Origin of the sequence: Streptomyces sp. NPDC026672 (genome assembly GCF_040638185.1) — a bacterium.
Taxonomy (GTDB): Bacteria; Actinomycetota; Actinomycetes; order Streptomycetales; family Streptomycetaceae; genus Streptomyces.
In genome coordinates, this window is record NZ_JBEZXS010000008.1 from 40,153 (window position 1) to 61,061 (window position 20,909).

A 20,909-nucleotide genomic window follows, 5' to 3' on the forward strand; every position below is an offset into this window, starting at 1 on the left:
CTCGGTGACGGTGGCGTGGCTGAAGGTCGCGTGGGTGGGGTGTGCCGGGGGTGCGGTCCGGGGCGGAGCCGGTTGTCCGGGTCGGGGACGGTTGTCCGGGTCGGGGACGGTTGTCCGGGTCGGGGACGGTGTTCGGTCCCGGTTCAGTCCTGCTGTTCGCCCTGGGCCACTTCCACGCGGTGGTGGAAGTCGAGTACGGCCGTGGCGGAGGTGGCGCAGGCGGCGGCGGTGCAGATGATCAGGAGGGCGGCGATCCAGCGGGCGGCGCGGGGCGGTGCCCCCGGCGCGGTCAGGAGGGCGCGGACGCGGTGCGGGACGGGGCCCGTCGTCGCGGCGGCGGCGAAATCCGGGCGCGTGGAGCGGTCGGCGTGTCCGGCGAGGGCGGCACGGGCGATGGCCCGCGCGGTGAGCCGGCGGTCGCCCACCGCGCTCGCGGCGGCCTCGTCGGCGGCGCGCTCCGCGGCGAGCCGTACGCAGTCCCGTACCCGCCTGAGCGCCGGATGGCAGTGCGCGGCGAGCTCGGCGGCGGCGAGGAAGTAGTGGTGGCCGCCCTCGTTGTGGGCGCGCTCGTGCGCGAACAGCACCTCCCGCTCGCCGGCGTCGAGGCTGCGCAGCATCCCGGTCGTGACGACGATCCGGTGCGGTCGGCCGGGCAGCGCGTACGCGTCGGCGCGCGGCGAGTCGACCACGCACAGGTCACCCGCGGCGGGTCCGCGCCCGGCCTCCGTGCGGGCGGCCCGGAAGGCCCGGGTCTGGCGCAGCACGGAGCGGACGAGTCCGGCGGCGCACACGGCGAGCACCCCGGTGGAGACGGCCGCGGCGGGCAGCACGAGCGTGCCGGACGCGGTGTCCAGCGGATGGACGAGCTCCCCGAGCGCGGCGAAGACGGGCAGCGTGAGCAGTCCGGTGAGGACGAACGCGCCGAGCGCGGCCAGGGAGCATCCCGCGAGGGCCACCGCCGCCCCGGTCACGGTCCACAGCGCGGTGACGGGTGCCAGCCGCTCCAGCGCGCGCCGGGCCAGGGCCGGGAGCGCGAACGGCACCAGCAGGGTCAGGAGCGGGAGCAGCGCGGCCGTCATCGCTCACCCGGTTCGAGCAGGTCCCGCAGGACCCGCTCGTCGTCGGGGCTGAGCTGGGCGACGAAGCGGGCGAGCACGGTCTCGCGGTCGCTGTCGCGGTCCAGCTCGGTGTGCATCCGGCGGGCGGTGAGGCCCTGCGCGTCCTGGACGGGGAAGTAGGCGAAGCCGCGGCCCTGGCGCCGCCGGTCCAGCACGCCCTTGTCGTGCAGCCGGGTCAGGATCGTGGTGACCGTGGTGCGCGCGAGCCCGGTGCCGAGGCTCGTCTGCACCTGTGCGGGCGTCTGGGGCAGGCCGGCGGCCCAGAGCGCGGCCATGACGCTCGCTTCGAGCTCGCCGGCCGGCCGGCGTTCGTCCTTCGAGTCGGTCATGGGAACGTTCCTCACCCCGTTTTCGTCCGCCGTCGGGCGGACCGTCCGCGCGATCGTGGTCAACCGGGCGGGCGCCGTGCGGCGACGCCCGCACGCCCATTATGGGAGGCCGGGCCGTCGCGACGGCGGCCCTGTGGACAACGGCGGGCTGTCCCCGCACGAGGACAGCCCAGCGCGTCCCGGTGCGCCGCACCTCACGCCGCACCTCACCCCACCGCACCCCGGAGCGGGAGGCGGCCTCGGTCGGCCGTGGTGTGCGTGGCGTCCAGGAGCGCCGTCTCCCGCGCGGTGAGCCGCAGCGCGCCCGCGGCGACGTTCTCGACGAGGTGGCCGGGGTCGCCGGTGCCGGGGATGGCCAGCACGTGCGGGCCCTGCGCCAGGGTCCAGGCGATGCGGACCTGGGCGGGGGTCGCACCGTGCGCGCGGGCGACGTCGAGCACCGCGGCGTCGTGCCGTTCGACGGCGCCGCGCTCGGCGCCGTCCCGGGCGACGGAGTAGAAGGGCACGAACGCGATGCCCCGTTCGCCGCAGATCCGCAGCATCTCGTCGTCGGCGGGGTCGGGCCGGTCGAGCGCGTAGCGGTTCTGCACGCACACGACCGGCGCGATCGCGAGTGCCTCCGTCAGGTGGCGGGGCTCGACGGCGGAGATGCCGAGGTGCCGGATCAGGCCGGCCTCGCGCAGCTCGGCGAGGGCGCCGAAGTGCTCGGCGACGGAGTCCTGGCGCATCCGGCGGAGGTAAACGACGTCGAGGTGGTCGCGGCCGAGCTGGCGCAGGTTCTCCTCGACGTGCGCGCGGAGCTGGTCGGGCCTGGCCGAGGTGCCCCATTCCCCGTCGTACCCCCGGAACGGGCCGACCTTCGTGACGATCACCAGGTCGTCGGGGTACGGGCCCAGGGCGCTGTTGATGATCTCGTTGGCGGAGCGCAGGGAGGAGAAGTAGAAGGCGGCGGTGTCGATGTGGTTGACACCGAGCTCGACCGCCCTGCGCAGGACGGACATCGAGCGCTCGCGGTCACTGGGTGCGCCGAGGTGGAAGGCGGCGCTGCCCGTCAGCCGCATCGCACCGAAGCCGAGGCGGTTGACGGGCAGGTCGCCGAGTCTCCAGGTGCCCGCGGCGTCCGCAGTGATCGTTTCATGGGTCATCGGCGGAGTCTCGCACGGGTGCGAGGCCCGTACCCACGGCCGTTCCGGTCACCGGGCCACCGGGTCACCGGATCAGCAGGAGAGGTTGTTGCCGGGGCCGACCCCGAGGATCTGCGTGAACCGCTGGTAGGCGCTGATCCGGCTCTGGACCTGGGCCGGGTTGCGGCCGTCGCACTCCAGCGACCCGTTGATCGAACGGATCGTCTGGCCGAAGCCCGCGCCGTTGACCATGGCGTTGTGCGGCGTCATCGTGCCGGGACCGGACTGCGTGTTCCAGTACCACAGACCCGTCTTCCAGGCCACGGACGAGTCGTTCTGCACCAGCCACGGGTTGTTGAGCAGATTGATGCCCAACGCGTCACCGGCCGCCTTGTAGTTGAAGTTCCAGCTCAGCTGGATCGGACCACGCCCGTAGTACGCCGCCTGCCCCGCCGGGCAGCCATAGGGCTGGCTCGTGTCGCAGTAGTGCGGGTAATTGGCCGTGTTCTGCTCCACCACGTGGACCAGACCACCCGTCTCGTGGTTGACGTTCGCCAGGAACGCCGCCGCCTCCTGCTTCTTCACCGTGTCACTGCCGGTGTTCGAGAAGCCCGGATAGGCGCTCAGCGCGGCCGTCAGACCACCGTAGGTGTAGAACGAATTCCGGTTCGGGAACATCTGGTTGAACTGCGATTCGCTGACCACGAAGCCCGCGGCGGAGGCGGTGGGGGCCGACTGGAAGACCAGTGCGGCGACTCCGAGGGCGAGTGAGGCCAGCAGCGCTGCGATACGGCGCCTGATCAAAGGATCAACTCCTTCGAGGATCACGGCCGCTCCCCGCAAGGGCAATAGGGAGCGGACCCTCGCACGCACGCACCGGGAATCCCGGTCACGGCGGTGGGGGGCGGCCGTGGTGGGGGGTGTGATGCCACACTCAACTCCCTTGGTCTGTACCAGTCAAGAGCGTGGACCAGTCCAATTGCGGTCGGGAACGAAGAGGTTGGGCGAGTGAACGGCGAGTGTCCCTGTGTCAAGGCCGCGTTCTCGGCCGTTCACTGGTCGCGCCGGTGGACGCCGACGACGGCGACGGCACATGCGGCGCACACCCACACCGCGTAGACGGTCCAGGCCCCGCCGGTGCTCCACGGGAAGGCGACTGGGGCGTGGCCTACCTCGACGAGCCGGAGCCAGGCGCGGTAGGGCAGGGTGTGCCCTACCACTGCCGACCAGCGGCGGTCGTCGGTGAGGAACAACGGCAGCACCAGGACGACCACCACCGAAGTGATCAAGGTCGGGGCCGAGTGCCGGACGACGGCGCCGATCGCGAGGCCGGTGAGCGCGCACACCGGCGCGAGCAGGGCGGAGGCCAGGACGACACGGAGGGCTCCCGGGTCGCCGAGTGAGACGCCCGCGTCCCGGCGATCGAGAACGGCCTGCGTCGAGACGAACGAGACCCCTGCGACGACCATGCCGAACACGGTCGTCACCGCGGCGACGACCACCGCCTTGGCCGCCATCACCGAGCGGCGGGCGGGAACGGCCGCGAACGTCGTGCGAATGGTTCCCGTGCTGTACTCCCCGACGATCACCAGGGCGCCCATGGCAACGAGGGCGAGGGCCATGAGCAGGGCCGCGTTCGGGGTGAACGCCTCCCGCAGCGCGATCCCGTCACGGACGAAGGTGGCGCGGTCCTCGGACACCCTCGACGTCCAGTGGCCGTACGTGTCGTAGGCGGTGCCGACGTTGAGCCCGACGACGGCAAGGGCGGTGGCCCCGTGGGCGATCCAGGTCGACCGCAACGACCGGTGCTTGAGCCACTCGGCGGCGACCAGATCACGGAAACGGGCGCGGGGTTCATGGATGGGCCGTTCGACGCCGGAGACGTCCGTCGTGGCGGTCACCGTGGTTCTCCACCGGGGAACTGGACCCGGGCGGCCGTGAGTTCCATGAAGGCTTCCTCCAGCGAGGCGGACCGGGTGCTGAGTTCGTGCAGCGGGAGACCGTACCGTCGGACGATCTCGCCGATCCGCACCGCGGTCAGGCCGGTCACGGTGAGCTGTTCGCCCTCCCTGCGCACGGCGGCGCCTTCGGCGGTCAGCAGATCTTCGAGGGTGGTCGCGGCGGGCGTGGTCACGGTGACGCTCCGCCGGGTGCCCCGGGCCGAAAACTCCGCGAGGCTCTCCGCCGCGATCAGCTCGCCACCGCCGATCACGATGAGTTGGTCGGCGGTGTGCTCCATCTCCGACATCAAATGGCTGGAGACGAACACGGTACGGCCCTCGGCGGCGAGCCGACCGAACAGTTCGCGCACCCACTTCACCCCTTCCGGGTCCAGGCCGTTGAGCGGCTCGTCGAAGATCAGCACCGGCGGGTCACCGAGCAGGGCGCATGCGATGCCGAGCCGCTGTTTCATGCCGAGCGAGAATCCGCCGATGCGGCGCCGGGCGACCTCGGCGAGACCGACCTCTGCCAGCACCTCGTCCACCCGGCGCCGCGGGATGCGGTTGCCGCGCGCCAGCGCCCTCAGATGCGCCTCCGCGCTGCGCCCGTCGTGCACCTCGTGCGCGTCGAGGAGGGACCCGACATGACGCAGGCCACGAGGACGGTCGCGGAAGGGCCGGCCCGCGATGCTGACCGTGCCGCCACAGGGCTCGTGCAGACCGAGGATCACCCTCAGCGTGGTGCTCTTGCCGGCGCCGTTCGGCCCGAGGAATCCGGTCACCCGGCCGGGGAGCACGGTGAAGGTCAGGTTCTTGACGGCTGTCGTCGCGCCGTATCGCTTCGTGAGTTCGTCGACTTCGATCACGTCAGCCACGGTGCCGCCCACCGTCCCCGCTCGTCGTCGCACCGGGGCCGACAATGACCGGGCGCGGGTGTCGACCCCGGTTGTACGACCGCAGACCGATGCCCCGTCGCGGGCGCGCCCTTACGATCTCGGCATGCCCACCTCCTCGCCCCCGCCGTCGCCGCTGGTCAAGCGCGTACCGCCGGGTCTGTGGACGGCGCTGGTGTGGGTCGCGGCAGCGGTGCAGCCCATCGTCGCGTACGTCCTGATGCCGCCCCGGCACGGGTACTCCCTCAGCTATCCCCGGGACGGCCTCGACTCACCGACGGCCCGGGCGCTGCTCGGCCTCGCCTTCGTGGCGGTGCTGACCGGAGGCGCGCTGCTGCGGCGCCGGCCGGCGGTGGCGTACGGACTGGTGATCGCCGGCACGGTCGTCTCGTCGGTGGCCTGGCGGCAGGACGAGGTCATGCCTCTCCAGTTCCTGGGAGTCGATGTCGCCCTCTGCCACGTCGCGGCCACCCGGACCCGGCGCGCGGCGGTCACCGCGGCCGCCGGTGCGCTGGGCGTGCTCGCCGGATACCTCGTCCTGCGGTGGATCACGGGCGGGAAATCCGGCACCGCCGCCGAACCGTTCGTCGCCCTGACAGTCGTCATCGCCTGGCTCATCGGCAACTCGGTGCACCAGGCCCGTGCCCACACCGAGGAACTGCACGCACGGGCCGCCGCCCAGGCGGTCACCACCGAACGGCTGCGCATCGCCCGCGAGATGCACGACACGGTCGCCCACAGCATCGGCATCATCGCGCTCCAGGCCGGAGCCGCGGCCCGAGTGGCCGAAACACAGCCGGCCAGGGCCCGCGAGGCGATGACCGTCGTGGAGCACGTGGGACGGGAGACGCTGGCGGGGCTTCGGCGGATGCTGGTCGCACTGCGCCAGGCCGACCAGGGTCGGGAACCCACCCCCGGGGACCGGGAACCGGCCGGCCACGACCGGGAACGTGCACAGGACCGGCCGGCCGCGGGTCTGGCGGATCTGGCACGGCTCGCCGCGACGACCACGGCCGCCGGTGTCCGCGTGGACGTGCGGTGGCGGGGCGAACACCGCCCGCTCCCCGCGGACGTCGACCTAGCGGCGTTCCGCATCGTCCAGGAGGCTGTGACCAACGTCGTACGGCACGCGGCCGCCGATCGCTGTCGGGTGAGCGTCGAACACCGCGGGGACGAGCTCGTCGTCGAGGTCACCGACCGGGGCAAGGGCGTCCATACGGACGCGAAGCGCACGGACACCGGATTCGGCCTGGCCGGTATGCGGGAGCGGGTCGCACTCCTGAACGGCCGCTTCACCGCCGGGTCCCGTCCGGGCGGCGGCTTCAAGGTGGTCGCGCGGCTGCCGGTACCGGCAGCGGTGGAGACCGGTTCCGCCACAAGGGCCGGAGTGCGATGACCATCCGTGTGCTGCTCGCCGACGACCAGCCCCTGGTCCGTGCCGCCCTGCGGATGGTGGCCACCGACACCGCGGACGTCCAAGTCGTGGGCGAGGCCGCGGACGGTGCCGAAGCGGTGCGGCTGACCGGGGAACTCGCCCCCGACGTGGTGGTGATGGACATCCGGATGCCCGGCATGGACGGCATCGAGGCCACCCGGCTGATCGCCACGGGCGCCGGCTCCGCCCGCGTCGTCGTCCTGACCACCTTCGACGAGGACGACCACGTGTACGGAGCGCTGCGCGCCGGCGCGTCCGGGTTCCTGGTCAAGGACATGGCCCTGGACGACATTTTCTCCGCGGTCCGTGTCGTCGCCGCCGGTGACGCCCTGATCGCGCCGAGCGTCACCCGCAGACTGATCCAGGAGTTCGCGCACCGTCCCCCGACACCACCGCCACGAAGGCGAATCGACGGCATCACCGACCGGGAACATGAGGTGCTCACCCTGGTCGGCACGGGCCTGTCCAACACCGAGATCGCCGACCGGCTCAGCATCAGCGTGGCCACCGCCAAGACCTATCTGACCCGGTTGCTCGCCAAGCTCGACGCACGTGACCGGGTACAACTCGTGATCCTCGCCTACGAGGCGGGGCTGGTGGCGGCGCCCCACGCGAACGGCGGACCCTGATCGGTGGTCTTTCCCTGGTGGCGGGAGAATCGCGGGCATGACGTTCTCCGTGGATTCCCTGGTCGGCCGGGCCCGGTGGCTCGCCGACACCTTGCTCGTGCCCGAGGCAGAGCGGGTGGATCAGGAGGGTGTGCCCGTGAGTCACATCGACGCGGTCCGGCGTTCGGGGCTGCTCGGGCTGAACGCGCCCGTGGAGTACGGCGGCTCGGCGGCGCCCGTGGCCGTCGTGCGGGAGACGGCGGAGATCCTGGCCGGGGCGTGCTGCTCGACGTGGTTCGTGCAGACGCAGCACCACACGCCGGTGCAGACCCTCGTCGCCGCCGACGGACTCCCCGTGCGGGAGCGGCTGTTGGGGCCGATGGCGCGGGGCGAGGTGCTGTCCGGGGTGGCGTACGCGCATCTGCGGTCGCATCCGCGCACCCCCGTGCGGGTCACCCGGGAGCGGGGCGGCTGGCGGTTCGACGGGCGGGTGCCCTGGTACACCGGGTGGGGCCTGAACGACGTGCTGCTGCTGGCCGGGGTCACCGACGCCGACGAGGCGCTGTTCGCGTTCACCGAGGCCCGTGAGCAGCCGGGGCTGACGGCCTCGCCGCCGATGCGGCTCGCGGCGCTCACCGCCTCGCGCACGGTGTCGCTGGAGCTGTCGGGACTGTGGCTGCCCGACGAGGCGGTGGCGCTGCGCACACCGTACGAGCGGTGGGCCGCCGCGGACCGCCCCAAGACCCTCGCCACCAGCCCCGCGGTGTTCGGCGTCGCCGCGGCGGCCCTGTCCCTGCTGGACGAGGAGACCGCGGCCCCGCTGCGCGCCCGGCTCTCCCGGCTGCGCGACGAGGCGTACGCGGCGGCCGACCGCTCCGGTCCGCACGACGGCGCCGGGGAGCGACCGGCGCTGCGGGCGCGGGCCCACGACCTCCTGCGCACCGCCACCACGGCGGCCGTGGTGGCCGCGGGCGGGCGCGGTGTGTTGATGACGCACCGCGCCCAGCGCCTGGCCCGGGAGGCCCTGTTCCTGCTGGTCCAGGGCCAGACACCGGAGTCGCGCGCGGCCCATCTGCGGGCGCTGGCGGCCGACGCCGGCTGAGGACCGCGGCCGGCACGGTCCCGGTCAGCCCGCGAACGGCACCTGCGCCGAGGACACGGCCCGCGCGCGGAACGGGTGCTGCCAGTGCCCTTCCGCGGCGAGCCGGGGCAGGACACCCTCGCCGAACCAGTACGCCTCCTCCAGGTGCGGATACCCGGACAGCACGAACTCCTCGATGCCGAGCGCCTCGTACTCCTTGATGCGTTCGGCGACCTCGTCGTGGCTGCCGACGAGCGCCGTTCCCGCCCCGCCGCGCACGAGCCCGATGCCGGCCCAGAGGTTGGGGTGGATCTCCAGGCCGTTCCGGTCCCCGCCGTGCAGGGCGAGCATCCGCCGCTGCCCCTCGGACTCGCTGCGGGCGAGCCCCGCCTGCACGGCCCGTACGGTCTCCGGGTCGAACCCGGCGAGCAGCCGGTCCGCCTCGGCCCACGCCTGCGCGGCGGTGTCCCGGGTGATGACGTGCAGCCGGATGCCGAAGCGTACGGTGCGCCCCTCGCGCGCGGCCGACTCCCGCACCCGGGTGATCTTCTCCGCGACCTGGGCGGGCGGCTCGCCCCAGGTGAGGTACACGTCGGTGTGCCGGGCCGCGATCTCCACCGCGATCGGCGACGACCCGCCGAAGTACACCTCGGGCACCGGATCGGGCAGCCGGGCGAGCCGCGCGTCCTCGACCCGGAGGTGTTCCCCCTCCAGGTCCACGGTCTTTCCCTCCCACAACTGCCGTACGATCCGCAGGAATTCGCCGGTACGGCGGTAGCGGTCGTCCTTGTCGAGGAAGTCGCCGTAGGCCCGCTGCTCGTGGCTCTCGCCGCCCGTGACGACGTTGAGGAGCAGCCGGCCGCCGCTCTGCCGCTGGAACGTGGACGCCATCTGCGCGGCGAGGGTGGGCGAGACGAAGCCGGGCCGGAAGGCGACCAGGAACTTCAGCCGTTCGGTGTGCCGGCTCACCATGGCGGTGGTCAGCCAGGCGTCCTCGCACCAGGCGCCGGTCGGGGTGAGCGCGCCGACGAAGCCGAGGTCCTCGGCGGCGCGGGCGATCTGGCTCAGATAGGCGACGGTCGGGGGCCGCTCCCGGCCGAAGGCGGTGGCCGGGGTGCCGTGGCCGCCGCCGACGACGTCCCGGCTGTCGCCGTTGGTGGGCAGGAACCAGTGGAAGGTGAGGGGCACGGGGCCTCCGATCGCGAGTGTCCGTCAGAGCAGGCCGTGGCGGGGCGGGCGGGTGCCGCCCAGGACGAACCGGCCGAGGTGCTGGATCTTCCAGCGGGTCGGGTCGTGCAGGGTGTGGGTGCGGGCGTCGCGCCAGTACCGGTGCAGGTTCAGGGAGTTGAGGGCGGAGCGGGTGCCGGACACCTCGAACAGGGCGCCGGACACCTCGACGGCCGCCTGCGCCGCCTGGACCTTGGCGGCGGCGACCGCGAGGGACGCCTCGGCGGCCGAGTCGTCGGTGAGGTCCGCGGCGGCGGTGTCGACGGTGCGGGCCGCCTCGTGCAGGAGTGCCTTCGACGCCCGTACCAGGAGGTCGAGTTCGCCGAAGCGCTGGATCAGCAGCGGGTCCTCGGCGGCGGTCTCGTGGCCGCTCTCGAACCAGGGCCGGCTCTTGGTGCGGACGAACTCGACGGCCTCCGCGAGCGCTCCCCCGGCGATCCCGGTGTCGATGGCGGCGTGCAGCAACTGGGCTACGGCGCCGTGGAGTTGGGGTCCCTCGAAGGTGAGGTGATGGGGCAGGACCCGGTCGGCGGGCACCGGTACGGCGTCGAGGCGGACGGTGCCGCTCGCGGTGGTGCGCTGGCCCATGCCGTCCCAGTCGTCGACGACGGTCAGGCCGGGGGCGTCCCGGGGCACGTAGGCCACGTGCAGTCGGTCGTCCTCGGCGCGTGCGAGCACCGGGATCCAGTCGGCGAAGAGGGCGCCCGTGGAGTAGTGCTTGACGCCGGTGAGCAGGAAGGAGCCGTCGGGCCGTGGCTCCAGGCGGGTGCGGATGTCCTGGACGTGCTTCGTGCCCGCCTCGGACTGGGCGTTGCCGAAGCGGCGGCCGGCGAGCAGTTCGGCGTGGAAGAAGGTCTGTTGCGCGGGGGTGCCCTGACGGCGGATGACGTTGACGTAGGCGAAGTGGCTCTGCGGGATCTGGGCGAGGCTGCCGTCGGCGGAGCCGAGCAGGCGGAAGATCTCGGCGAGGGTGAGCGCGGTGACGTCGGCGCCGCCGTGGTCGGCGGGTACGGTGACCGCGAGCAGACCGGAGGCCGAGAGACGGTCCAGTTCCTCGCGGGGCAACCGGCGTTCGGCGTCGCGGGCGGTGGCGCCCGCCCGGAACTCGTCGGCGAGGGCGGCGGCGACGGCCAGGGCCTCCGCGTCGTCGGCGATCACATGGGCGGGCATGGATACCCCCTTCTGGGAGCCGGGGCCCGGACGGTCCGGGTGGGCCGGGCGGGTGCGGGTGAGGTGCGACGGGTGCGGGTCACTGGCACTCGGTGCAACACGGGGCTCGTGCCGCGGAGTTGTCCTTCGGGGCGCCGTGTGCGACGGGGCCCGCGGCGGCGCGGGCGGACGCGGTGCACCGGCCAGGAAGGCCGACCGGGGCTGCGCCGTGCGACGCGGGTGAGCGCGGCGGACCGGGAGGGATCAGGCCGCGGGGCGACAGGAGGCGCTGGAGACGCGCGCGAGGTCGACATGGCGTCGCCGCGTGAGGTCCAGTCGCATCGTCATGGCGTCGATCGTGTCAGCCGCCGTCGACGCCGGTCAAGGAGAACCCGTCCACGATCTCGCATCGCGGACCCCGACGCCGAAACGGACACGCGCCGCTGGTCACACGGGTACCGGGGACGACGGCGCGGCCCGGCTTCGGCACGACGGGTGATCCACCGGGGGGGGCGATCCTGCGCGGTTGCCCACGGCGGCGGTTGGGCAAGGCGACACACCGCAACAGCCGGGCACGGCCGTCCACCGACGGCCGCCGACGCTCCGGCACGGGGACGCCGCCGCAGCGGTCCGGCACAGTCGTCCGCCGCGGCAGCCGGGAACGGTCGTCCACCGGTCGTTCGTCGATGCTCCGGCAGGGGGATGCCACCGGGACGGCCGTTCGCGGCGGTTGGGCACGGTGATCCGCCACGGCTTCCGGGGACGGTCGTCCACCGACCGTCCGCCGGTGCCCGGGCACGAGGATGCCGTCAACGCTCCGGCGCGCGGCCAGGGCGCGCCGCCGTACCGCGTCGGTGCCGCAGGCGACGCGGAGCCCCCGCGAACCGTCCGTGCGCAGGGCCCGCAACCCGGGCCACCGAGCCGTTCGCGCGCCAACCCCGCTGTCCGGGCCGCACAAACCGTTTGTGCACAGGGCCCGCCGCCCGGGGCGCCGCGGTCGGCCCACCGTCCGGGCGACGCGCCCGGCAGGCCGCTCGACCACCGCAACCCGGCACGCCGTCCGGCGGCGCCCCGCGGTCCCTTCGTCCCGGCGCCGCCCGGCGCACCCTCGGCCGAACCGCTCTACGCCGCTTCCTCCTCGCCGCTCCGTACCACGACCAGGAAGGCGTCGGACGTCAGATCCATGACGACCGTGGCCGGTTCGCCCTCGGCGCGGCGGCGTGCCGCGTACTCCTCCGCCGGCCACGACCCGCGCGGTGCTCCGGCCGGGAATCGTTCCAGGACCTTCGTGCTCATCGACGCGGACTCCTCCCGGGTGTTCACGGACAGTTCGGCTCCCTGTCCGGCTGCCCCGGATCGCACCCGGCACACCGGAGCGCCCCGCACCTGCCCCCAGCCCTACACATAAGGATGAAATAAGCGCAGAATGGGCGTACGCGGCGCCGACCGCGCACCGCACAGACGGGACGCGGTGGGGCCTGCCGATCGGGCCTGCCAGTCGAAGGAGACGAATCATGTCCGACGTCTCGCACTCCAGGGGTGACATGACGACCCACCCCGATGTCTCCGAAATGCGGGCACGCTACGCCCGCGTACTCGGTGGTCGCGACGTGGCGCTCGTGGACGGACCGGTGTTCCTCCTCGGTCTGTACTGCGCGGCGTCCCCGTGGATACTCCACTACACGACGAGCCAGCCCGCGCTCGTGACCCACAACCTGATCATGGGTATCGCTATAGGCCTGCTCGCCCTGGGGTTCACCCGGGCCCCCGAGCGGATGTACGGCCTCAGCTGGGCCATGTGCGCGCTGGGCATCTGGATGATCATTGCCCCATGGGTCGTGGGCAGCAGCCCCGACACCGGAGTCGTGCTCAACAACGTCATCATCGGGGCGCTGGCCGTGATCCTCGGGCTGATCTGCGCCGGCACGGCGGCGAAGAGCACGTCCAAGGTCTGAGCGGACCCCACTCCTGGAAGGGAGGACGCGGGCCGGTCCGCAAGGGCGCGGACCGGCCCGCGGTGCCCGCCGTCACCTGCCCGGCACCTCCCACGGCGCCTGCGGCAGCGTGCTCCCGGTCTCCAGGAGCGACTTGAGGTTGGACAGGACCGCCGGCCAGCCGTAGGACACGTCGGACAGCTCACCCTCGTCATTGAGATCCTCATGGGTGACGGTCAGCCGCACGATGTCGTCGTGCGGCCTGATGTCGTAGGTGACCCGGGAGTACTTGTCCTCCCGGCCCTCGTTCTCCGGTGCCGCCCACGTGGTCACGAGCCGGGTCGGGGGTTCGCTCTCCACGACGGTGCCGATCACGTCGGCGACGCCCGAGCCGTCGATGCGCCGGTGTTCCCAGCGGGAGCCCTCGCGCCAGTCCGACACGTTGCTGTGACCCCAGTAGTCGGCGGTCAGTTCGGCGCTGGTGAGCGCCTCCCAGACCTTCTCGGGGGTGCTGCGGATATAGGTGACGTACACATAGCTGGGTGTGTCGCTCATGGCTTCCTCGGCTCGTCGCTTCAGGTCGCCGAGCGCGCGCAGGCGCGGGCGCTCGAACTTGTCGATCCACCGCTCCTGGATCTCGTGGAGCGGCACGGGGTTGAGGTAGTGCAGCTTCTCCCGCCCCCGCCGCACGGTGCTGACCAGGTTCGCGGCCTCCAGGACGGACAGGTGCTGGGTCACCGACTGCCTCGTCATGGCGATGTGGGCGCACAGTTCCGCCAGCGTCTGGCCGTTGTGTTCGTGCAGCCGGTCCAGCAACCGCCTGCGCGTCTCGTCGGCCAGCGCCTTGAAGACCTTGTCCATCCGGGTGTCGTCCTCCGATCGCACACCGAACGTTATGCAGGCAATCACCTGCATGTCAAGGCCCGCCCGAGCCCCGGCGCGCCCCGACACCGCGTTCGCACAGGTCAGACCCCCGTGGGCGCCGTGTCCTGCCGCTGTGCGGTGAGGTAGTCCTCGCTGATCTCGCGCTCCCCGAACGGCCACACCTTCTCCAGGCGGGCCCACACCAGGAACGCCGCGCAGCCCAGGGCGAGCCAGGCCAGGGACCACTCGATGGGGTGACGGCCCGGCGAGTTGCGGTCGGCGTACCCGTAGATCACGCACCAGCCGACCAGGGCGACGACGCTCGGCACCGGATACAGCCACATCCGGTACGGGCGGCGCAGCGTGGGCCGGCGCCGGCGCAGGACCGTGAGGGCGACGATCTGGGCCAGCGCCTGGACGATCACCATGACCGTGGTGAGCAGTTGGATCAGGGTGGCGAGGTCCGTGTGGCGGCCGATGAGGAAGCCGATCGCGGTGATCACCCCCATGGTGGCGAGGCCCAGCGTCGGGAAGCGGTGCCGGGGGTGCAGCTTCCCGTAGGGCCGGAAGAAGACGCGGTCGCGCGCCGCGTCGTAGGGCACGCGCGAGCCGCCGAGCAGTCCGGTGAACACCGAGGCGAACGCCGTGATCAGGATGAGCACGGTCACGGTGTCGGCGGCGCCCCTGCCCCAGGTCCGCTCCAGGACGGCGGAGGCGACGGAGGTCGAGGCGATGTCGTGTGGATCGGTCATGCGGTGCCAGTCGACGACCCCGAGCGTCCCGATCTGGAGCAGCAGGTAGATCGTCATGATGCCGACGATCGAGAAGATGATGGAGCGCGGCAGGGTGCGGCCGGGGTCCTTGATCTCGGCGCCCATGTAGGCGGTGGTGTTGTAACCGAGGTAGTCGTAGATGCCGATGGTCAGGCCGGCCGCGAAGCCCAGCCAGAAGTGGTCGCTGCCCAGGTCGAAGGCGTGCGCCGGATAGGTGAAGGCGAGGTGCGGGCTGAAGTCCGTGGCCGCGGCGACGATCACCAGCAGCACGGACGCGATCATCACGGTCCACATCACCGCGGTGATCCGGGCGATGTGCTCGATGCCGCGCCACAGCAGCAGCACGACGAGGGCGACGACGCCGAGTCCGATCAGGTCGCCGGAGGTCTGGCCGAGGCCCGGGGCCAGATAGCCCAGGTACTGGACGAAGCCGACCACGCCGGTGGACATGATCAGCGGGACGAAGAGCATCGCCGTCCACACGAAGAGGAACGGCACGAGGCGGCCGGTGCGGTACTGGAACGCCTGGCGCAGATAGACGTAACTGCCGCCGGACCCGGGCATCGCGGCTCCGAGTTCGGCCCATACGAGTCCGTCGCAGAGGGCGAGCAGCGCGCCCGCGACGAACCCGATGACCGCCTGGGGGCCGCCGAACGCGGCGACCATCAGCGGAATGGTCACGAACGGACCGATGCCGCACATCTGGCTCATGTTGATGGCGGTCGCCTGGAACGGGCCGACGCGCCGGACGAAGCCACCCTCGGGTGGCGGACTACCGGACATGGGGACTCCTGACGCAGGGCAGGGAGGGGTGCGCCCGACAGGGCCGAGTGGCGGATAAAGTTAAGGAGCCTTACTAGACCCGTCAAGTGTGCGTCGGGAATGCACGAGAATGAGCGGATGCCCGTCAGTGATGTCGTAGAGCAGCCGGACCGGCCCTGGAGCCGTCGGCGGCTGCGCAGCACCAACGAGCGGCTGCTGCTCGACCGGCTGCGCGGTCTCGGCGCGGCCTCCCGCGCCCAACTGGCCCGTGAGACGGGCCTGTCCAAGCCGACCGTGTCCAGCGCGCTGGCCTTCCTGGAGTCGGCGGGCCTGGTCCGCGAGGTCGGCACCCAGGCGCCCGAGCGCGGCCGGACGGCCGTCCTGTACGCCCCCGACCCGGCCGCCGGCCACGCGCTGGGCGTGGACGTGGGCCGGGGCTGGCTGCGGGTCGCGGTCGTCGACCTGGACGGCTCCGTGGTCGCCCGCTCCGACGTGCGCAACCGGGCCCGCGGCGCGGACGCGCTGGCCGACCTGCTGGTCGGCACGGCCCGTCAGGTCGTCGCCAACTCCGGGGTGGACCCGGCCGAGGTGGTCCACGGGGTGGTGGGCACACCGGGCGTCTACGACGAGCGGCAGCGGCGGGTGCGGTACGCGATGCATCTGCCGGGGTCGGGCCGTACGGGCCTGTTCGACCGGATGCGGGAGGAGCTGGGCATCCCGCTGGAGGTGCACAACGACGCCAACCTCGCGGCGCTCGGCGAGTACACGTACGGGGTGGGCACGGGCAGCAGGCTGTTCGCGTACATCCTCATCGGCACCGGGCTCGGCATGGGTGTGGTCAGCGAGGGGCGGCTGTTCACCGGGGCGCACGGGCTGGCCGGCGAGATCGGGTTCCTGCCGTGGCCGGGGCGGCGGAAGCCGGAGCGCCTGGAGGACGCGGTGTCGGGGCTCGCCGTGGTGGAGTCGGCACGGCGGTTCGGGATGAGCGGGCAGCTGACCGCGAAGGGCGTGTTCGACGCGGCACGGCACGGGAACACCGCCGCGGTGGAGGCGGTCCGGCTGGAGGGCGAGCGGATAGCGCACACCGTGGCGGCCGCCGCCGCGGTGCTCGACCCTGATCTGGTGGTGCTCGGCGGCGGGGTGGGCCACAGCGTGGACCTGCTGCTGCGCCCGGTGCGCGAACATCTGCGCTCGCTCACCCCGCTGCGGCCGCGGATCGCGCCGAGCGGACTCGGCGAGGACGCGGTACTGCTCGGGGCGGTGGCGACCGCGCTGGGCACCGCGCGCGAGCTGGTGTACGAGCGTCGCTCGGCCGGGTGACGGCCAAGTCCCCCGCGCGCCGGGATGATTGACAGCGACCGTCGGGCCCCCTAGCTTGGCCCAGGTTAGTAAAGTTTCCTAACTTTACCAGCCTGGAGCCCGCGTGACCCCTCCCCCCACCGCCCGCCGCCGGCTCGTCCCCGCCGTCCTCCTGGGCCTGCTCTGCTCGCTGTCCGCCGGTGCCTGGGCCGGTTTCCACGACCCCGTCCGGCCGCACGGCACCGCCCCGGTCACCCGGGTCCCCGCCGCGGCCGGCACCGGCACCCCGCTGTCCGGGTACGCGATCCAGTCGACGGCGAAGGTGGGCGACGACCCGTCGGCCGTCTCCTCCCCCGGCTATCCGACCTCCGGGTGGCACCCCGCGGGCCCCCGCTCCACCGTGCTCGCCGCGCTGCTCGCCGAAGGCGTCCACCCGGACCCGTTCCACTCCACCGACCAGGAGAAGATCCCCCGGGCCGACTTCCGGGTCCCCTGGTGGTACCGCGCCGACTTCACCGTCGCCGACGCCTCCGAGCGCACCTCCCTCGACTTCAGCGGGGTGATCTCGGCCGCCGACGTCTATGTGAACGGCCACCGGGTCGCCGACGCGGACAAGGTGGTCGGCGCCTACACCCACCACGAACTGGACATCACCCCGCTGATCCGGTCCGGCACCAACACGGTCGCCTTCCGCATCCGGCCCAACGAGCCGACGAAGAACCTCACGATGGGCTGGCTCGACTGGCTCCAGCCGCCGCCCGACGAGAACATGGGCATCGTCCGGGACGTCCTGGTCCGCCGCGGCGGCCCGGTGGCGCTGCGTGACGCGCACGTCGTGACCGACCTCGCCGTGCCCTCCCTCGCCACCGCCGACCTCACGGTCGAGGCACGCGTCCGCAACGACTCCGGCTCCCCCGTCACCGCCGAGCTCGCCGGCAGCGTCGCGGGCACCGCCCTGCGGAGCTCCGTGCGCCTCGCCGCCCACGAGACACGGACCGTGACCTTCACCCCCGCCGACGTCCCCGGACTGCGCCTCACCGCGCCGCGCGTGTGGTGGCCCGCCGGCATGGGCGGCCAGCCCCTGTACGACCTCGACCTCACCGCGTCCGTCTCCGGCCGGACGTCGGACACCGCGCACAGCTCCTTCGGCGTCCGGGACGTGCGGGCACCCCTCAACGCCGACGGGGCACGGCAGTACCGGATCAACGGCCGCGATCTGCTGATCAAGGGCGGCGGCTGGTCGCCGGACGAGTTCCTGCGCTGGGACCGCACCTTTGCGGAGGACCGGCTGAAGTACGCCCTCGACCTGGGCCTCAACACCATCCGTCTCGAAGGGCACATCGAACCGGACGAGTTCTTCGACCTGGCCGACCGCCTCGGTGTGCTGACCCTGCCGGGCTGGGAGTGCTGCGACAAGTGGGAGGGCGAGGTCAACGGGGACGAGAAGGGCGAGGAGTGGACGGCCGCCGACCGCCCGGTGGCCAAGGCGTCGATGGCCGCCGAGGCCGCCCGTCTGCGCGACCACCCGAGCGTGATCTCGTTCCTGATCGGAAGCGACTTCGCCCCCGACGCGACCATCGAGAAGGACTACCTGGACGCCCTGCGCGACGCCGACTGGTCCACCCCCGTGGTCGCCGCCGCGTCCGACAAGTCCTCGCCGCAGCTGGGTAGTTCGGGCATGAAGATGACCGGCCCCTACGACTGGGTCCCGCCCGGCTACTGGTACGCCAAGCGCGAGGGCGGGGCCACCGGCTTCAACTCCGAGACCAGCGCCGGCCCCGACGTCCCCACGCTCGACACGCTGCGCCGCATGCTGACGCCGGCCGAGCTGGACACCCTCTGGAAGGACCCGGACGCCCGCCAGTACCACCGCTCGCCGTCCGACACCTTCGCCACCCTGAAGATCTACGACGAGGCGCTGAGCGGCCGTTACGGCACCCCGACGAGTCTGACGGACTACGTGCGCAAGGCGCAGCTCGCGCAGTACGAGAACGTGCGGGCGCAGTTCGAGGCGTACGGGCGCAACGCCAAGGACGACTCGGAGCCGTCGACCGGGGTCGTCTACTGGATGTTCAACAGCGGCTGGACGTCCCTGCACTGGCAGTTGACGGACCGTTACCTCGACCAGGGCGGGGCCTACTTCGGGGCGAAGAAGGCGGGCGAGCCGCTGCACGTGCAGTACTCCTACGACGACCGCTCGGTGGCCGTGGTCAACAACCGGCACGCCGTCGCGAGCGGACTCACCGCGCGCGCCACGCTGTTCGCCCCCGACGGCAGGCAGCTGTACGACAGGTCCGTCGCCGGGGTGTCGGTGGAGGGCGACGGCGCGCACACCACCGCGCTCACGCTGCCCGAATCGGTGGAGGGACTGCCGGCGACGTATCTGGCGCGGCTGGTGCTGACCGGCCCCGACGGCAGGGAGGTGAGCCGGAACGTGTACTGGCTCTCCACCGAGCCGGACACCCTCGACTGGGACCGCACCGACTGGTACTACACGCCGACCACGAGCTACGCCGACCTCAAGGGCCTGGAGTCGATGGCGGCGGTGCCGGTGGCGGCCGAGGCGTCGACCGTGTCGGACGGCGGGACGTCGACCACGACGGTGACGCTGCGGCACGCGGGCGGCGGGAGCACTCCGTCGCTGCTGACGGACGTCCACCTCGTGGACACGCGGGGCCGGCCGGTGCTGCCGGTGCGCTGGTCGGACAACGACGTCAGCCTGTGGCCGGGCGAGTCGGTGACGCTGACCGCCACCTACCGCACCTCCGACCTGCACGGCTCCGCGCCCCGGGTACGGGTGTCCGGCTGGAACACCCCGGAGCGGACCGTCGCCGCGCGGTGAGCCGGCGCGGGTGACCCGGTGGGGGGCGGGCGACGCCCCCCAGGGTTCAGGAGACGTCGAGCGCGGTGTCGTCGATCACGAAGGACGTCTGGAGCTTGGAGCCCTCGGTGCCGGTGAACTTGAGGGTGACGGTCTGGCCCGCGTAGGCGGCGAGGTTGAAGCTGCGCCGGGTGTAGCCGCTGTTCGCGTCCAGGTTGGAGTAGGTCGCCAGGGTGCTCAGCACGGTCCCGGAACCGTTCAGGACCTGCGCCTTGAGGGTGTCGTAGGCGGTGGTGGTGCTGGTCTCCGCCGTGTCGACGTGCAGATAGAAGCCGAGGGTGGCGGAGGTGCACCCGGCGGGGACGGTCACCGTCTGGGACAGGGTGTCGGTGGTGGCGGTGCCGTAGCCGTCGAGCCAGGCGTAGTAGGAGCCCGAACGGGGCGACTCCCCCGTGGAGTCGGTGATGACACCGCTGCCGGCGCTCCAGGTGGTGGCGCCCGACTCGAAGCCGCCGTTGCCGAGGAGCTGGCCCGCCGTGCAGGTGCCGCCGCCTCCACCACCGCCGCCGGTGGAGCCCGAACCGGCCAGCCAGGCCGTGGCGTTGAGGGCGAGGGCCGCGTTGGTGGCGCCCGTGTCGTGCCAGCCGTCGTAGAGGGTGTTGCCGGACTGGCCGGTGCCGTCGTCGATGGGCGAGCTGTCGCCCCAGAAGGCCACCCGGCCGCTGCCGAAGGTGCTGGTCAGGAAGAACGCGCCGGTGTTGCCCGAGGAACCGGAGCGGTAGACCAGGCCCTTGACGGCGGGGTTGTCGGCCGGCTTGAGCGTGGCCGTGGTGCCGTCGGCGACGAGGCTCTTGGTGACCGTGCCGAACGGGCCGTGCAGGACCGGGTCGGTGGCGGAGGTGATCGCCGCCGGGTAGCCGGAGGCGATGTCGAGCGCGTCGATGGAGAACCCGAACGGGTCGGTGGAGTCGACGCTGTTGTTGCTCATCAGGTCGTTGAGGATCGCGACCGCGTCCTTGCCGTCGTTGTTGCGGTCGGCGCCGGTGTGGTCGGAGATCATGAACAGCCCGCCGCCGTTCTTGACGAAGTTCATGACGGCGGTCTTCTCGGCGGACGTGAACAGCGTGTTGGGCTCGGGCAGGACCAGGGTGTCGAAGTTCGACAGGTCGGTCGCCGACGAGCCGCCGTAGGCGAGGCTCGACCCCGACGGCAGCGTCTTGAGGCTGTAGCCGCCGGCCTTCTGGAGGGCGACCCCCCACGAGGACAGGGCGCCGGTCCAGTCGGTCTCGGCGTTGGGCGTGGCGTCCTGGCCGAGCGGGTCGGGCTGGCTGGTGGAGATGATCCAGTCGGCGTTGCCCGCCGTTTCGGCGTGGGCGTTGTCGAACAGGACGCGGTGCGTGCCGGCGGCGTGGGCGGGGGCGGCGCTCGGGCCGACCTGGACGGCGGCGCCCGTCACGAGCAGGCCGAGTCCGGCGAGGGCGGTGGTGAGTCTGCGGCGGAACCTTCTGGATGCGGGCATCCGGCGAACCTCCGTGAGTGGGGTGAGGCGGTG

Annotated in this window: 19 protein-coding genes; 6 read left to right on the top strand and 13 right to left on the bottom strand. The window is 72.6% G+C overall.

Features of this window, described 5'->3' with window-relative positions; all coding sequences use genetic code 11:
• Positions 1–143: 143 nt before the first annotated feature.
• From AB0F77_RS11550 to AB0F77_RS11575, 6 genes are all read right to left on the bottom strand, one after another.
• On the bottom strand, positions 144–1,079 hold the full coding sequence (locus AB0F77_RS11550; protein WP_361945254.1) for a M48 family metalloprotease: 936 nt from the start codon (positions 1,077–1,079) through the stop codon (positions 144–146).
• The gene (locus tag AB0F77_RS11555; RefSeq protein ID WP_361945257.1) at positions 1,076–1,447 is read right to left on the bottom strand and encodes a BlaI/MecI/CopY family transcriptional regulator; all 372 of its coding nucleotides are present in this window, start codon (positions 1,445–1,447) and stop codon (positions 1,076–1,078) included. The genes AB0F77_RS11550 and AB0F77_RS11555 overlap by 4 nt, the downstream gene beginning before the upstream one ends.
• Positions 1,448–1,653: 206 nt before the next feature.
• Complete coding sequence (locus tag AB0F77_RS11560) at positions 1,654–2,592, bottom strand: aldo/keto reductase (protein ID WP_361945260.1); 939 nt, start codon at positions 2,590–2,592, stop codon at positions 1,654–1,656.
• 72 nt (positions 2,593–2,664) lie between these two features.
• Complete coding sequence (locus AB0F77_RS11565; RefSeq protein WP_361945263.1) at positions 2,665–3,375, bottom strand: chitinase; 711 nt, start codon at positions 3,373–3,375, stop codon at positions 2,665–2,667.
• Positions 3,376–3,623: 248 nt separating this feature from the next.
• Entirely contained in the window at positions 3,624–4,472 is an 849-nt protein-coding gene (locus AB0F77_RS11570; protein WP_361945266.1) for an ABC transporter permease subunit, read from the bottom strand.
• Positions 4,469–5,377: an ATP-binding cassette domain-containing protein gene (locus AB0F77_RS11575; protein WP_361945269.1), complete on the bottom strand. Its 909-nt coding sequence runs from the start codon at positions 5,375–5,377 to the stop codon at positions 4,469–4,471. The genes AB0F77_RS11570 and AB0F77_RS11575 overlap by 4 nt, the downstream gene beginning before the upstream one ends.
• Positions 5,378–5,510: 133 nt before the next feature.
• Between AB0F77_RS11575 and AB0F77_RS11580 the strand changes: the two genes are divergently transcribed.
• The 3 genes from AB0F77_RS11580 to AB0F77_RS11590 are packed head-to-tail and all read left to right on the top strand — an operon-like array spanning position 5,511 to position 8,549.
• A complete protein-coding gene (locus AB0F77_RS11580) occupies positions 5,511–6,800 on the top strand; it encodes a sensor histidine kinase (RefSeq protein ID WP_361945273.1) in 1,290 nt (429 codons plus the stop codon).
• Entirely contained in the window at positions 6,797–7,468 is a 672-nt protein-coding gene (locus AB0F77_RS11585; RefSeq protein ID WP_361945276.1) for a response regulator transcription factor, read from the top strand. The genes AB0F77_RS11580 and AB0F77_RS11585 overlap by 4 nt, the downstream gene beginning before the upstream one ends.
• A 37-nt stretch (positions 7,469–7,505) precedes the next feature.
• On the top strand, positions 7,506–8,549 hold the full coding sequence (locus AB0F77_RS11590; protein WP_361945279.1) for an acyl-CoA dehydrogenase family protein: 1,044 nt from the start codon (positions 7,506–7,508) through the stop codon (positions 8,547–8,549).
• A gap of 24 nt (positions 8,550–8,573) precedes the next feature.
• On the opposite strand, the gene AB0F77_RS11595 is transcribed toward AB0F77_RS11590, so the two are convergent.
• The 4 genes from AB0F77_RS11595 to AB0F77_RS11610 form a co-directional block, all read right to left on the bottom strand.
• The gene (locus AB0F77_RS11595; protein ID WP_361945282.1) at positions 8,574–9,716 is read right to left on the bottom strand and encodes an LLM class flavin-dependent oxidoreductase; all 1,143 of its coding nucleotides are present in this window, start codon (positions 9,714–9,716) and stop codon (positions 8,574–8,576) included.
• A 24-nt stretch (positions 9,717–9,740) separates the two neighbouring features.
• Positions 9,741–10,925, bottom strand: a complete 1,185-nt coding sequence (locus AB0F77_RS11600; protein WP_361945285.1) for an SfnB family sulfur acquisition oxidoreductase — start codon at positions 10,923–10,925, stop codon at positions 9,741–9,743.
• A 243-nt stretch (positions 10,926–11,168) separates the two neighbouring features.
• The gene (locus AB0F77_RS11605) at positions 11,169–11,252 is read right to left on the bottom strand and encodes a putative leader peptide (RefSeq protein ID WP_361374499.1); all 84 of its coding nucleotides are present in this window, start codon (positions 11,250–11,252) and stop codon (positions 11,169–11,171) included.
• Positions 11,253–12,026: 774 nt separating this feature from the next.
• Entirely contained in the window at positions 12,027–12,200 is a 174-nt protein-coding gene (locus AB0F77_RS11610; protein WP_361945288.1) for a hypothetical protein, read from the bottom strand.
• Between the two features lie 218 nt (positions 12,201–12,418).
• On the opposite strand from AB0F77_RS11610, the gene AB0F77_RS11615 reads away from it, so the two are divergent.
• On the top strand, positions 12,419–12,859 hold the full coding sequence (locus AB0F77_RS11615; protein ID WP_361945291.1) for an SPW repeat protein: 441 nt from the start codon (positions 12,419–12,421) through the stop codon (positions 12,857–12,859).
• 72 nt (positions 12,860–12,931) lie between these two features.
• Here the strand turns inward: AB0F77_RS11615 and AB0F77_RS11620 are convergent, their stop codons facing one another.
• Both AB0F77_RS11620 and AB0F77_RS11625 read right to left on the bottom strand, forming a co-directional pair.
• Entirely contained in the window at positions 12,932–13,699 is a 768-nt protein-coding gene (locus tag AB0F77_RS11620; protein ID WP_361945844.1) for a metalloregulator ArsR/SmtB family transcription factor, read from the bottom strand.
• 104 nt (positions 13,700–13,803) lie between these two features.
• Positions 13,804–15,258 (bottom strand): APC family permease, encoded by a 1,455-nt coding sequence (locus tag AB0F77_RS11625; RefSeq protein WP_361945294.1) that lies wholly within the window; start codon positions 15,256–15,258, stop codon positions 13,804–13,806.
• Positions 15,259–15,375: 117 nt separating this feature from the next.
• On the opposite strand from AB0F77_RS11625, the gene AB0F77_RS11630 reads away from it, so the two are divergent.
• Together AB0F77_RS11630 and AB0F77_RS11635 are read left to right on the top strand one after the other, a co-directional pair.
• Positions 15,376–16,557 carry an ROK family transcriptional regulator gene (locus tag AB0F77_RS11630; RefSeq protein WP_361945297.1) on the top strand — a complete coding sequence of 394 codons (1,182 nt, stop codon included), beginning with the start codon at positions 15,376–15,378 and terminating at the stop codon, positions 16,555–16,557.
• Between the two features lie 103 nt (positions 16,558–16,660).
• A complete protein-coding gene (locus tag AB0F77_RS11635) occupies positions 16,661–19,378 on the top strand; it encodes a sugar-binding domain-containing protein (RefSeq protein ID WP_361945300.1) in 2,718 nt (905 codons plus the stop codon).
• Between the two features lie 46 nt (positions 19,379–19,424).
• Here AB0F77_RS11635 and AB0F77_RS11640 read toward each other — a convergent pair whose 3' ends face one another.
• Positions 19,425–20,876, bottom strand: coding sequence for a hydrolase (locus tag AB0F77_RS11640; RefSeq protein WP_361945302.1), 1,452 nt, complete (start codon positions 20,874–20,876; stop codon positions 19,425–19,427).
• Positions 20,877–20,909: the final 33 nt, after the last annotated feature.